We start from the raw sequence: 13,080 nt of genomic DNA, 5'->3' as shown, positions 1-13,080 counted from the left end.
CGAGCACTTTGTACGTGACGATCGACCGCCGCAAACGCCGCTACGATCAATGCTGCGCCACCTGCAGGACCAATACATCGTCTATGCCACCGATCGGGCATCGAGCCCCCCACGGCGACCGAACACGCGAACATGCCGATGTACGGATGTGCATAGGCCGGCTGCCGTCGCTGGTAGTAGGAGATTGTCGTGCTTGGCCGATAACTTGTTGTGACGGGTGCTGATAGGCACCATACGGGTTTGTCGTTTCGATCGGTGCAGCTGTACAAGAGGTATGTGGTTCAGTGTCCATGATCGCGCCAGCCCAGTACGCAAGTCGACCGCTTTGTGTCATTTGACATTTCGTGGCCAATGAGCCCCGACATCTTGACAACACATGGAGGTTTGACAACAGTTGTTCGGTGCTCATTCTGCATCGTGTATCATGGCTGGCATTTGTGTTCGTTGTGATAGCAGCAACAATCGTCGCGGCACCACGGTATGCCGTGGCCGACACGCAGGCTTGTGGTGATTCTGTTCCCCTCGAGGAGGTGGCGCCCGGCGGTAGCGTTATCATTGTCGGTTGGCTGCAACCTTGCTTGCGAACAACGCTCTCAACGGTTGATGTGATCGCCAACTACACCAACACGACGTCAAGAGAACTTCCGCTCACTGTGCTCGATGAACTTGATGTAAACAATCCGCCTGCTCCCATGACTCGTGTCAGCTTGGGCTGCACCACGGTCATCGGCGCACATCGAACCGGATCATGCACTTCACGCGTGCCGAGGAATGAATTTTCCGGGGGCCTGCGCGGCTGGGCCAAGGCGTGGGGTCAGGTGTACGAGTTCGATGCCCCACGTGCTCCCTTTCAAACTCCTGTTCTCTTTTCCTAATCAAACTCCATAGTCAGACAGGCGTAGGATCGCGTGTCGCTCAGCGGACTAGCCAGGACGAGTTCGCCCGTGCTGGTTTACCTGGTGTTCGCGGTGTAGCGTGGGCAGGATCACGACGGTCCGGATGAGGCCAGGGTTTACGGCGAATCGGCGCACAAGTGGTGTGTCTGGATTCATGCAGCGCTCCAGTTCTTCGCAAAATCCCAACCGGGTTCGGGCAATTTTCAGGCATCAAGCTCATGGTGCAGCTACCGCGTCCTGAACCGCACGTCGCCGGCCATCGCGCCGGCGACGAATCCTTTGATCGCTCCCTCGTCGCAGCCGGCGGGGCCGCGGATGGCGTAGGTGAAGAACCGGCCCCGGAACGTTCCGCCGCCGGTCGCGCCGGCGAGGTCACCTCCGCTCGCGGTGATAACCCAGTTTCCGCCAAGGGATCCGCGCCGCGTGCACGATCTTGGGTCGAGGGTAAATGGCCACGTGTCGAACCGGCCGTCGACCGAGATGGTGAGGGTACCGCCGCCGATAACCGCGAGATCCACCTCATGGTAGGTGTTGTCGACTGGCCGGAGCTCTACCGCCTCGGCGGTCAGCGTTCCGATCCCGGTGATCATCCCGCGGCCGGCGATCGTGATCGACGGACCCTCGGCAGGGCCGGCGAGGAAGAAGTGCTGGTTGCCTTCCGCGCGCGCCGCGGCGACGCCACTGACGCCGAGTAACGTGGCGAGTTGGACAAGCAGGACGCTAATGAGTTTCTTCACTGTGCTCTCGCTAGCAGGTCGCTACTCCTCGGGTAGGGGTGTCAGCCAGTTCCCGGGCGCTTCAGGGTCTTCGCTGAAGTAGTACTCTTCGAGGTTTTGCATCCATTCCTCCTTGGCGATGGCGCCGTTGGCGTTGCGGTCGAGCCGGCGGAACGCCTCGTGGGCCTGCTCTGCGGTGTGGCCCCACGCACGAAAGTGCCTGACCACCTCCTCCTCGGTGACCTTCCCGTCGTTGTCTCGGTCCGCCATGAGGTAGAAGGCGTCAACGAGGGCGGTCATCCCGCTCATGAAGGTGTCCCGCTGACTCATGAACGCATCGAAGCCGGCAACATACTCGGCCAGGGAGACCCGACCGTCGCCGTCCGTGTCAAATTGCTTGAGCTGGGTCCACACATCAAGTGTTCTGCGCTCGAGCTCCGCGTACTCCGGCGTGTTCTTCGAATACCCGTATGCGTCACCGTGATGCTTGACGAGCAGTTCGATATCGCCGCTTCCGACATAGCCGTCGCCATCGGCGTCCAGCTCATTGAAGCCGGCTGACACTTTTCTCCTGCGAAATTCAGACAGCACCGCCACACCTCATATCTCGATGGTCAGGCAACGTTTGCGAAAAGGAAGGTGGACGATTTAGCACCGTAGCACGCAATTATCCCGCTGGTCTAGCTCTGCCCCCGCTTACGTGTCATAGGTGCAGAGTTGATTGCCCTCGAAGTCGCCCACATGAGCGGTGGACCGCCTGGGAAGCAGCCGCTTCAACGGAATGGTGCGAGCAGACACGCGGAAGTGACCTTGAAGCGGTCACGTCCAACACCGGCACCGACTCATCGAACGTCCGGTCGTGCCGCTGATCGCGCTGAGGTGACGATGGTGGTGGAGTTGGTGTCGCCTGTTAGGCGAGCTTGACCTGGATCATTCGTTGCAGTTCGTCGGCGAGCACCCAGATGGAGCTGATCCGGTGTTCGGTGAAGGTGAGCAGGTCGATGCCGAGGCCGGTGACGATGCGGCCGGTGGGGGCGAGTTCGCCTAGCGGGGTCTGCCACGGTCCGCTGTGCCGGGCGCGGTGGCGGAAGGCGATCGCCAGCTTGCGCGGGGATTCGATCCGGTCGACAAGCTCGATGTCGTGCTCGGTGAACGCGGTGTGCAGGCCGCGGGCCCTGGCGACCAGGTCGTCGAGTGACATCGGGGTTCCGTTGATCCGTACCGGCTCGGTGTAGAGCTCGCCAAACCTCGTGATCGGGTCGTCGAGCAGGTCTGGCGGCCGGGTCCACAGCGCGAACAGCGCGTCTTCGACGGGCATGTACCTTCCCTCGGCTCGGCTCCGATCGGCACCAGCTCAGTAAACCCGCCGACCGGCCCGCCGGCGACATCCGCTCGTGCCGAAGAGCGGAAGTTGTTGGGGCCTGTATGCGATCGGCCACGGTTGCTGTGTGACCGAGTGGTGTGGAGCGCCGACCGGGTTCCACCCAGGGGTGGAGGGCGGATGCCGAGATCCACCCCTGGGGTCAGGCCCGCTGTCGTGGTTGCGACGACAGTGGGCTCATCACTGACCCATGGAGGAATCATGATCATCATTGCCTGCGTCGCGTCGGGCTCCGGCCCTGGCCGGTCTCGTCACGTTCGGAGTGCGCCGGTATCGGACCGGCCGTCGAGTGGGGCGGTGAGGCGTGCGTAAGGTGACCGCGGCCTCGGGAAGCGCGCTGTTCTTCGCCCTGGCGCCGACCACGGTGGCCGGCCTGGTGCCGTGGTGGCTGACCGGGTGGCGGATGCGGGCGGCGGCGGACTGGTACCTCGCTGTTCGGGTGGCCGGTGCGCTGGTGGCGGTCGCCGGGTTCGCGGTACTCGTCGCGGCGTTCGTGCGGTTCGTCGTCGAGGGCGCCGGTACCCCGGCCCCGGTTGCGCCGACCGAACAGCTCGTCGTCGGCGGGCCATACCGGTACGTACGCAACCCGATATACCTCGCACTGCTCGCTGCGATCCTGGGGCAGGCGATGGTTCTGGCGCAGCCCGTGCTCGTGGTGTATGCGGCGGTCGCTGGCGCGGCGCTGGTCGGCTTCGTGCTCGGGTACGAGCAGCCGTACCTGGCCGGCCGGTACGGCGAGCAGTATGCGCGGTACCGGGCCGCGGTACCGGGCTGGTGGCCGCGGCTTCGGCCCTGGCGGCCGGAATCATCTCCGGGCGGTTGCGCCGCGCCGTCGAGCGGGGCGGTGGACCGGTGACCCGGCTCGCCGAACCGAAACGGCTCGTCCGGGCGGAGGGCGAACCCGGCGCCGCCGCCACAAATCCAGACCGTGGTCGCGGTAGCCGCCGCAGGGGCGTGCTCACCATCGTCGGCGCGTTCGTGATCTGCCCCTGCCATCTGCCGGTCACCTTGACCGTGCTCGGGCTGGCCCTGGGCGGCACCGCGGCGGGGGTGTTCCTTCGGTCTCACCTGTTGCTGGCCGGCACGGTCATCACCGTCACCTGGGCGGCGTTGACCTGGCGCGGCTGGTGGCTGATGCGCCGCGGTGGCAGCTGTCCCGTCCCCGGCGCGGATCGCCGACCCTGGTGGCGGCTGCCATCCTGACTGCATGAACATCCTGGCTCTGACGGTCGCGGTGGGTTGCATCCTCGCCGCGGCCGTCGGCCCGCTGCGCCCTCGCCTGGGCGCCCCCATCGCGGCCATTTTCGTCGTGGTGGTCCTCGCCGTCTCCGCCGGCCGGTCGGTGGCCGCCCCGCTGTCGTTGCTGTGCGCGTATCTGGTGCCTGCCTTGGCCAGCGCGCTGGTCCGGGAACGGCGCTCGCGTCTGCGGCTGCAGGAGGCCTCGGTGCTGGAAGAGCGGACCCGCATCGCGGGCGAGGTGCACGACGTGATCGCCCACCACATGACCGTCGTGCTGGTGCAGCTGCGCGCAGCCCGGTCGCTGCTGACGGACAGTCCCGACGTGGCCCGGGCGGCAGCTATGCTCGACGCCGCCGCGACAGTAGCCCACGACGCGGTGCGCGAGGCCCAAGGCGTGGTCGGCACACTGCGCGGGTGCGGCCCTGGCTGGCCGGAACTACGCAGCCTGGTCGACGACTTCGCCGCGGTGTCGCAGATCGCGTGCGCGTTGCAGGTACCAGTCGACGAGCCGGCACTCGACCCGCGCACCGGCCAGATCGTCTACCGCACGGTGCAGGAGGCGCTGACCAACGTGCTGCGTCACAGCGCGGCCGAGTCGGTGCACATCACGATCGAGGTCAGCGCCGATCATGTGATCGCTACCGTGACGGACCGGTCGACAGACACCCGGCAGCCGACCAACAGCCGCGCCGCGTCACAGCTCGGCTCGGGCCACGGCTTGCACGGTCTGCGGGAACGCGCCGAAGCCGCCGGCGGCATGCTGCGGGCCGCGCCCGTGCCACACGGGTTCATGGTCACGCTGACCCTGCCTCGGGAGTCGCCATGACGCTTCGGGTACTCGTCGTCGACGACCAACCGCTCGTCCGTGAGGGACTGGTCGTCCTGCTGCAGCGGGTGGCGGGCCTGGACATCGTCGGCAGCGCCGACGGTGGCCGCCACGCCCTGGCGCTGGTCGCGTCGCTGCACCCCGACGTTGTCCTCCTCGACCTGCGCATGGCCGACCTGGACGGAGTGGCCGTAACCGCATGGATCACCAACCACCACCCGGAGGTGGCGGTGCTGGCACTAACCACCTACGCCGACGACCGGTCGCTGTTCGCTGCGCTGCGCGCCGGCGCCCGTGGGTACCTGACCAAGGACGCCACCGTCGACGAGATCGTGACCGCCCTACGCACGGTGGCCGGAGGCGCGACCGCACTCGCACCGCAGGCACAGACCAGAGTCGTCAGCGCCGCGCTGCGCCCCGAGCGCAACCCACAACCGGACGGGCCCGATGGGTTGACCCCCCGCGAACGCGAGGTGCTCACGCTGATCGCCGCCGGGCTACGCAACGAAGAAATCGCCATACGGCTAGGGATCGGCACCGCGACCGTCAAGACCCACGTGAACAACATCTTCGGCAAGATCGGGGCGGTCGACCGGGGACAGGCAGTGGCCTACGCCTACCGCATCGGACTCGCACAGCCATGACCACCCCAACCGCGCCACCGCCCAACCGGTGACTCGGACCGGTACCGCCCAACGGTCCCTGGAACGCCCACTCTGCCGCGTGGCGCGTGACTGGCCGACTTCGCTCGCCAGGTGCGCTTGTCGACATCGACCCGGGCTGGCTGGTCCACCCACCGGCACCGCCCGGATGGCCGAACTCGGCGACGCCCATCGACCAAACCGCACGATCGTTCCAACGCCACGGTCTCGTTCGGCTTCCAGGCACGCTGGAGGATCTGCTGGAGGAGATCGTCGGGGAGGTCCACGACGAGACCGACCGCGACCTCATTGCCCGTGCAAACCGAGCCGGATGGTGCCCTGCTGCTGCCGCCAGGCACCTTCCCCAATTCACGACCTCGTCGACCTGGGCGTGGAGATCCGCGACGCACCCGAAGGCGACTACACCGCCATCGCCGGCCTGGTTCTCGCCGTTCTGGGTCGCATCCCGGAACCGGGTGACCGGGTCGAACGTGCGGACTGGACCATCGAGGTCACGAGTATCGACGGCAACGCCATCACCGGTCTGCGGCTACGCCCGCCGCAGCTCCGCCGGCGTAGCCGTCGCGGGGCCGTGACGGGTCACGACGGTACGAGAGGCACCTGCGTAGAGACCGAACGTACCGCCCGGGCCGGCTGCGGCGAGCTGGCGCTTGAACACTCGGATGTCGTGCCCCACTGGATACGTTAGAACCAGTCCTCGGTGGGGAGCGCGACGTGCTTGTCCGGCCCGTCGAAGAAGCAATATTCGCAGACCGGTCCGCGGTTCTGCTCCAGCTGGTTCGGCGGGAACGGCAGCGTGTCGGTGTATGTGACGTTGTGTAGGTCCCCGGTGACGACGTACAGCATTCGGCAGCGGGCCGACACGGCGGTTCGGTGGATTTTGGATTTGCGGGTGCGGCTCCACCAGATTGTGTTTGACCCTGGTTTCTTGAAGTAGACGGTTTTCGGTCCCCACTCGACGTAGCGGTGGTGGCGGTCGAGGAAGTCGTGGATGTCGATGGTTGAGGTCCCGGTCCAGATTTCGCCGACCTGCCCGCCGGTGGCCAGCCGGACCCGGGCTCGGACGGTGTACCGGTCCACGTGGTAAAGCTCGGGCGAGTGGTGCGGGATCGTGATGCCGTTGCCGTCCGGGTCGTCGTAGGCCCGGGTGCCGGTCGCGATGACCGCGTTGGTGTCGGCCCGGCGGACGGTCCACACCACCGTCAGGTCGTCGGCCATCGCCTCGAGGTCCTCGCGGAGCTTGACCGACAGGGCGATCGGCTCGCGGTTGGTGGCCGGCCAGGACGTCGGGGCGAGCACCCCGAGTGGCTGGTTGGCCAGCGCGCTGCCGGCGGCCACGGTGGCGGCCGCGTCGATGCTCTCCTGGGTGATCGACAGGTACTTCAGCGAGGCGCCGATCCCGTCGCCGGCGAGCCCGAACAGTGGAATGGTCCAGTTGCCGGGAATGGCGGGTGAGGTGTTGTTGATGTTCTGTTGGATCAGGTTCTCGACGTTGCCGACAATGCTCGGCAGCACCCCGTCGAGCAGCGCGATGGTTGCCACCCCGAGCACTCCGGACAGCATCGGCAACGCCGATCCGAGGCTGAGCGACACCGCGAAGGCGAGCACGTCCAGCCACCAGGGCAGGTCGATATCCGTGTGCCCGGCGTAGATGCGCCATTGGTCGGGGAACTCGTGGACGAACTCGGTCGGGCCGTCCGCGGTGCGCAGGTACGCCTGGACGTACACCACGCAACCGACGGTGAACCATGGCCCTTCGCGTACCAGGGCGTTGACGTTGACGGCGAGTCCGTCCTCCGGTCCGCGCAGTGGTTTGTCGAACGGCGCGTACATCAGGTGAATCGACCCGAGCGCGATCTCCGGACTGTACGACACAACGTCTTTCCATAGCGCATTGGAGATCTGCTCGCCCACGTGCGAGATCACCCACTGGTTGATCGCGATCGCGATTCCGCCGCCCTTCGGCTCGGCCAGCCGAACCAGGATCGGTCCGTCCTCGGGGTCGGAGTTCGGGGTGAGGGTGTGCCGGTATGTCGAGCCAACCCCACGGACCGCGGTCAGGTCCACCAACGCGTCCTTGTCGCCGTGCGTCAGCAGCGCGCCACCGGTGCCAGTGACATCCACGGCCAGGGTGAGCGCCCGTTCCAGCGTCTTGAGCACGACCCTGTCCGCGGTCAGGCTGACCGTGAACCACTCTGGGCCCAGCCCGCCCTTCTCGTAGGGGGCAACCCAAGCGGGGACCGGTTGCGAGAACTCGATCTCGGTGCGCAGCAAGGGCGGGGTGATCACCAGTTGGGGCAGGTCGCGGACGAACGCGGTGACCGCATCCGCGAGTGCCTGCGACTGCAGCGCGGCCAATACCGGCGCCGGGAACACCGGTCCCTGTTCATTGGTGACCACCAGGGGCTGAACCGTGGCGGTCGACAGGTCGACGCCGACGGTGAACTGCTTGGCGACGATGTTGATCACCGGAGCGGCATCCACCGCGCTCTGCCAGCGCACCGTCCAGGTGCGCATCGGCTGCCCGGGAGCGGCCGCCCGCAGGGTGCTGCGCAGGGCCAGGTTCAGCCGGATCACGTCGTTCGGATCGGGATGCAATTCGACGGTGGGCGGCAACAGCTGAATGATTCCGGCGAAAGTAACCGGGGTCGGCCCTACCTGAATTGTGGTCGGCAGCGGGAAGAAGAACGGGCCCAGTCCTTCCACCACATACTTTTCGATGACCCCGTTGATGGTGTCCTCGGTAATGGAGACCGCCGCGCTGAAATTGCCGTGCCGTGGCATGTCTACCACCCCCGTTGCCGCCAACAAGTCAAATGGGAAGTGCATGTAAGAGGGTCAGGTGGTGCGAGGCTCTCGCCTCCGCGAGCTTCCCATCAGGCCCAGGACCACGAGCGACACGCCGTCGCGTGACTCGACGAGAACGGGTTGGCTGTTGAGCTGCTGCTTCTTTCCCAAACGAGTTCTTTCGAGACCCGCATACCATGCACTTCCCGCACGCCACCATCCACTCACTCGGGGATCGGTGTCAATCCCTTTCGGGCACAATGCGCCGCACGTTTGGCCGTCAAGGCCCGCGTGTTCTCCCATGGCGAGCGTGAGATGGTCAAGGCGCGGGAGGTACCGCGTAGAGGCCGGACGTACCGCCTTGGCGAGCCACCGGCCGGAGGCGGTCGTGCTGGCTCGCCCGGACCAGGCCGGGGTGCTGCGCCCGATCGGTTTGTCCTTGCCGCTGCCGCCCAGCTTCGGCGACATCGTCGCCGAACAGGTCTCCTCGACGGTGAGCCGCTGCGGCGGCTGCCCGGGGCGCCATCCTGGGGCATCCGGGCACCGAGTATCAGCCGGTCCACCCCACGCTGGTGGTGGAAGCCGAGGCCGAGCCGACCGTGGAGACGTTCAGCGCACGGTTGCGCCCGAGGGTCCACCGGATTCGCCCGGACCTGACTCCGCACGACATCCCCCAGCTCGCCGGCACCTTGATCACCACGGCCTGGCTGAGGTCGGCAGATGTCGGCGGATGGCGCGCGACGAGACCTGGAACCGCCCGACCGCCCTGCGCAGCGGTCAGCCCTCGTCAACGACACACCGGGCCAGCCGGCCGGAACCGGGTGCTGGTTGTCGGCGCGATGGTGTGTCATCGGAGATATGGCGGTTGTGTTGGGCACGCAGGGTGTCGACGGGTTGAGCGAAGTTGGGCGCGTGTTGCGGGAGTGGCAGTACGACGGGGCGCCGATGCAACTGCATCCGGAGGACCTGGGCTGGTTCTGGCGGTTCGGTGCGCAGGCGACGGCCGCTGCGGTGCGGACCTGGCGCCGGGACGGACTGAGGTGACGTTTGTCTGACCGTCGCCAGAACGGCCCCTTGACTGCCCCGAAGGGCATCCGGATCCGCCCGCCGCACTGCCCGCGGCGACGGCGGCCATAGTGGACGGCTCCGATCTCCTTAGTGGAAGGGGTCCACGACGAGACGGAGCAGACCATGGAGCACGGCGTACCGCACATCGCGCAGAGCGAGGAGATGTCCTGCTGGGCGGCATCGGCGGCGATGATGCTCAGCTGGCGGTACGGGGCGGAGTACACCGAGGCGTCGGTGCTGGAGCTCTTCCCCGAGTTCGGAAAGGACGGCGCGGACGTCGCCGAGTGTCTGAAGCTGTCGCAGGAATTGGGCATGCAGCAGCTCCCGGAGGCCTGCCGCACCCCGGAGGGCTGGGAGACCGAGCTGCAGAGCAGCCCGATCATGGTCGGCATTCCCGGCCACTTCATCGTGGTCGACGGCATCCAGCAGAACGGCGACCAGTGGGAGATGCACGTGCTCGACCCGGCCGGCAGCGCCTACTGGGCGACCTACGAATGGGTGGAGGAGCAGTACGAGCTCGACCACATGTACGGCAACGACCTCATGCGCTGGTGACGTCGGCCCGTTCGAGGAACGGGGTGAGCAGGCCGGGGACGGCCTCGTCGGCGAAGGCGAGGCCGTCGCCCTCGCCGACGTCGTACACCGGGTAGGAGCCGCGGTTCGCCGCCGTGGTGGCGTTCAGGGTGAGCAGGCCGGCGCGGCGCTGGAACGGTGAGCTGGTGATGGTCCAGCCGATCACGCCGGCGCGCTGCAGCGCGATCGTGTGCCGGCTGACCGTACCGTGCCTGGTCACCAGGTACTCGCCGGTGATGCCGTGGCCGAGGTTGCGGTAGGCGTCGAGGGCGAGCGCCACCGCGACCGGCAGCCCGGCGACCGCGGTGAGCACGGCGAGGTCCAGCAGGACGTCGGACAGCAGCGTGCCGAGCAGGGCGAGGCCGCCGGAGATCAGCAGCACCGCGCCGATCGCCCAGCGCAGCCGGCGTCCGCGGGCGGCCCGCGGGTGCGGGCACAGCCGGGCCGAGCGGGTCGGCGACACCGGCTCCCGGACGATCTCGGCGGCGACGTCGTGGGCCAGCGCGCGCGGCGCCGCCGGGAGCAGCGTGCGGGGATCGCTGCGCTCGTCCCCGCCGCGCACGCGCAGCCCGGTGGCCACCGCGTCGACCCGCGCGCCGCCGATCAGCCGGGCGCCGAGCGGCTCGGCCACCTCGACCCCGCGCAGCCGGCGCTCGTCGAGCGACAGCGACCGGGTGGTCAGCAGGCCGCGGTGCACGCGGAGCAGGCCGGACTCGCGGGTCAGCCGGTATCCGCGCCACAGCTCGACGAACAGCGCGAGCGAGCCGAGCACGCCGATGATCACGCCGACCGCCACCAGGATCGCGATCGTGATCGCCAGCGGCCGCTCGCCGAGGAAGTCGCCGATCCGCCCCATCACGGTCTCCTGCAGGCCGAACCACTCCGACACCTGCAGCAGCCCGCCGAACGCGGCGGACCCGATGATCGGGGTGGTCACCGAGACGGGCGCGTACCTGATCCAGGACCAGTCCAGCGCGGCGATCACCTCGGGCCCGGCGGCCGGCGGCTCGGGGGCGGCCGCCGCGGGTGTCTCGGGTGTCTCGGTGCGGTCGAGCAGCTCCGCGCGCAGCCGTTCGGCCACCCGCCGCTCCAGCGGGCTGAGCACCAGGTGGGTCTTGTCGCCGGACTGCTGCCCGGTGCCGATCTGCACCTTCACCACGCCGAACAGCCGCAGCAGCGGGTTGGCGGTGAGGTCGACGGTGCGGATCCGGTCCCGCGGTACCGAGCGCAGCCGGTGCACCACCCAGGAGAAGCGCAGCTCGACCCGCTCGTCGGTGACCCGGTAGCGGGTGTGCCGCCAGCGCACCCGGTCGCCGATCGCGGCAAGGCCGGCCAGCGCGAGGATCCCGACTGCGCCCAGCGGCAGCAGCAGCGTCGCCGGCACCCCGTCGTCGCGGGTGCTGACGAACATCGGCACCGCGGCGCCCAGCGCGATCCCGGCGACGAGCAGTGCGGTGACCGCCGGGCTGCGCCGGTCCAGCTCGCGCCACTCGCCTCCCAGGTCGGCTGTCGTGACCCCCCGGCTCATGTGGCGTCCCCTGGGGTGGCCTGGGTGGTGGCGGTGAGGCGCTGCACGAGGTCGGCGGCCAGCTCGTGATCAAGGCCCGCGATCTTGATCGGGCCGGCGGCCGAGGCGGTGGTGACCGTGACGCTGGACAGCCCGAACAACCGCTCAAGCGGGCCGCGTTCGGTGTCCACGGTCTGGATCCGGGACATCGGCGCGATCCGCCACTCCTGCCACAGCCACCCGGTCTTGGCGTACACCGCGTCCTCGGTGACCTCCCAGCGGTGCACCCGGTAGCGCCACAGCGGCACCACGACCGCGTACGGGACACCCAGCGCGAGCACCAGCACCATGGCGAGCAGCAACCAGAACCGGGCCGGCTCGATGGCCAGCGCGAGCACCACCAGGACCAGCGCGGGGATCAGGGCGGACAGTGTCTCCTGCGTCATCCACCAGCCGATGGCGCGCCGCTCCACCCTGTTGCGCGGCGGCCGCAGCCGCACAGTGACCATGCCTGCCGGTCCTCCCCTGCTGTCGACGTCCACACTGCCCACGCCCGGCCGCGCGGTGCAACTTTCGTAGGTTGCCGCGCCTACGAACGGCTGGGTTCGGCGGGTGCCCGGCGTGGGTAGCGTGGCGGGCGTGACCCCTCGGCTGCGGCGAACCCGGCGCGAGGCGTTGCGCTGTCTGCTCCCGGTCGGGAGGCGGACGCACCGGCGGCTGGTTGCCGCCCTCACCGACCGGGCGGAGCGGGCCGAGCGCGAGCGGGCCGAGGCCGAGGAGCGGGTGCGGCTGGCCGGGGAGATGCACGACGTGGTGACCCACCGGGTGAGCCTGATGGTGCTGCACGCGGGTGCGCTCGGCATGAGCGCACCGGACGAGCCGACCCGCGCGGCCGCCGAGACGGTGCGGGTGGCCGGCCGCGAGGCGCTCAACGAGCTGCGCGATCTCGTTGGCGTGCTGCGCAACGGCCAGACCGGCAGCCGGGTGCCGCCGGACGCCGCCCCCGATCTGTCCACTTTGGTCGCGGAGTGGCGGGCCGCCGGCCTGCCCGTCGATCTGACCGAGGACGGCAACCCGGCGTGCACGTCCCCGGCGGTCGGCCGCACCGCGTACCGGATCGTCCAGGAGTCGCTGACCAACATCGGCACGCACGCGCCCGGCGCCGGCGCCACGGTACGGGTCCGGTACGGCGGCGACCGGGTTCGGCTCACGATCCGCAACACCCCGGGCACCATGACTGTCAACAGTGGACAGTCCGGCTCCGGGTTGCTGGGCTTGCGGCAGCGGGTCGAGCTGGTCGGCGGCACACTGCACGCCGGCCCGACACCCGACGGCGGCTTCGAGGTCGACGCCACCCTGCCGGCGTACGTGCCCGCCCGGTGAGGACAGGCAGGCCAAAGTGATCCGGCGGGCTACGGAAAGCTA

Annotated in this window: 15 protein-coding genes; 9 read left to right on the top strand and 6 right to left on the bottom strand. The window is 68.4% G+C overall.

Going from position 1 to position 13,080, the window contains the following annotated elements; all coding sequences use genetic code 11:
- Positions 1–401: 401 nt before the first annotated feature.
- Positions 402–875, top strand: a complete 474-nt coding sequence (locus VGX25_RS01160) for a hypothetical protein (RefSeq protein WP_326915607.1) — start codon at positions 402–404, stop codon at positions 873–875.
- Between the two features lie 248 nt (positions 876–1,123).
- Here the strand turns inward: VGX25_RS01160 and VGX25_RS01155 are convergent, their stop codons facing one another.
- From VGX25_RS01155 to VGX25_RS01145, 3 genes are all read right to left on the bottom strand, one after another.
- The gene (locus VGX25_RS01155; RefSeq protein ID WP_326915606.1) at positions 1,124–1,633 is read right to left on the bottom strand and encodes a hypothetical protein; all 510 of its coding nucleotides are present in this window, start codon (positions 1,631–1,633) and stop codon (positions 1,124–1,126) included.
- Positions 1,634–1,654: 21 nt separating this feature from the next.
- Positions 1,655–2,176: an EF-hand domain-containing protein gene (locus tag VGX25_RS01150; RefSeq protein ID WP_326915605.1), complete on the bottom strand. Its 522-nt coding sequence runs from the start codon at positions 2,174–2,176 to the stop codon at positions 1,655–1,657.
- 346 nt (positions 2,177–2,522) lie between these two features.
- Complete coding sequence (locus VGX25_RS01145) at positions 2,523–2,930, bottom strand: ester cyclase (protein ID WP_326915604.1); 408 nt, start codon at positions 2,928–2,930, stop codon at positions 2,523–2,525.
- A gap of 367 nt (positions 2,931–3,297) precedes the next feature.
- Between VGX25_RS01145 and VGX25_RS01140 the strand changes: the two genes are divergently transcribed.
- From VGX25_RS01140 to VGX25_RS01120, 5 genes are all read left to right on the top strand, one after another.
- On the top strand, positions 3,298–3,849 hold the full coding sequence (locus VGX25_RS01140) for an isoprenylcysteine carboxylmethyltransferase family protein (protein WP_326915603.1): 552 nt from the start codon (positions 3,298–3,300) through the stop codon (positions 3,847–3,849).
- Positions 3,846–4,196: a hypothetical protein gene (locus VGX25_RS01135; RefSeq protein WP_326915602.1), complete on the top strand. Its 351-nt coding sequence runs from the start codon at positions 3,846–3,848 to the stop codon at positions 4,194–4,196. Before VGX25_RS01140 ends, VGX25_RS01135 begins: the two co-directional genes overlap by 4 nt.
- A 4-nt stretch (positions 4,197–4,200) precedes the next feature.
- On the top strand, positions 4,201–5,058 hold the full coding sequence (locus VGX25_RS01130; RefSeq protein WP_326915601.1) for a sensor histidine kinase: 858 nt from the start codon (positions 4,201–4,203) through the stop codon (positions 5,056–5,058).
- On the top strand, positions 5,055–5,702 hold the full coding sequence (locus VGX25_RS01125) for a response regulator transcription factor (protein WP_326915600.1): 648 nt from the start codon (positions 5,055–5,057) through the stop codon (positions 5,700–5,702). The genes VGX25_RS01130 and VGX25_RS01125 overlap by 4 nt, the downstream gene beginning before the upstream one ends.
- A gap of 388 nt (positions 5,703–6,090) precedes the next feature.
- Positions 6,091–6,408 (top strand): transporter associated domain-containing protein, encoded by a 318-nt coding sequence (locus tag VGX25_RS01120; protein ID WP_326915599.1) that lies wholly within the window; start codon positions 6,091–6,093, stop codon positions 6,406–6,408.
- Here the strand turns inward: VGX25_RS01120 and VGX25_RS01115 are convergent.
- Positions 6,405–8,504 carry a hypothetical protein gene (locus VGX25_RS01115; protein WP_326915598.1) on the bottom strand — a complete coding sequence of 700 codons (2,100 nt, stop codon included), beginning with the start codon at positions 8,502–8,504 and terminating at the stop codon, positions 6,405–6,407. The two genes, VGX25_RS01120 and VGX25_RS01115, sit on opposite strands and share 4 nt — an antisense overlap.
- 861 nt (positions 8,505–9,365) lie before the next feature.
- Here VGX25_RS01115 and VGX25_RS01110 point away from each other — a divergent pair.
- Together VGX25_RS01110 and VGX25_RS01105 are read left to right on the top strand one after the other, a co-directional pair.
- Positions 9,366–9,551: a hypothetical protein gene (locus VGX25_RS01110; protein ID WP_414635698.1), complete on the top strand. Its 186-nt coding sequence runs from the start codon at positions 9,366–9,368 to the stop codon at positions 9,549–9,551.
- 114 nt (positions 9,552–9,665) lie between these two features.
- Positions 9,666–10,130: a papain-like cysteine protease family protein gene (locus VGX25_RS01105; protein WP_326915597.1), complete on the top strand. Its 465-nt coding sequence runs from the start codon at positions 9,666–9,668 to the stop codon at positions 10,128–10,130.
- On the opposite strand, the gene VGX25_RS01100 is transcribed toward VGX25_RS01105, so the two are convergent.
- Both VGX25_RS01100 and VGX25_RS01095 read right to left on the bottom strand, forming a co-directional pair.
- Complete coding sequence (locus VGX25_RS01100) at positions 10,117–11,676, bottom strand: PH domain-containing protein (protein WP_326915596.1); 1,560 nt, start codon at positions 11,674–11,676, stop codon at positions 10,117–10,119. The two genes, VGX25_RS01105 and VGX25_RS01100, sit on opposite strands and share 14 nt — an antisense overlap.
- Positions 11,673–12,164 (bottom strand): PH domain-containing protein, encoded by a 492-nt coding sequence (locus VGX25_RS01095; RefSeq protein WP_326915595.1) that lies wholly within the window; start codon positions 12,162–12,164, stop codon positions 11,673–11,675. Before VGX25_RS01095 ends, VGX25_RS01100 begins: the two co-directional genes overlap by 4 nt.
- Positions 12,165–12,294: 130 nt before the next feature.
- Here VGX25_RS01095 and VGX25_RS01090 point away from each other — a divergent pair, with 130 nt between their 5' ends.
- Entirely contained in the window at positions 12,295–13,038 is a 744-nt protein-coding gene (locus VGX25_RS01090) for a sensor histidine kinase (protein ID WP_326915594.1), read from the top strand.
- The last annotated feature ends 42 nt before the right edge of the window (positions 13,039–13,080 follow it).

The sequence above is a fragment of the Actinophytocola sp. genome (assembly GCF_035942955.1).
GTDB lineage: Bacteria > Actinomycetota > Actinomycetes > Mycobacteriales > Pseudonocardiaceae > DASYTH01.
Note: the sequence above shows the minus strand (reverse complement) of the source record. Positions and strands in the feature narration are given on the sequence as shown.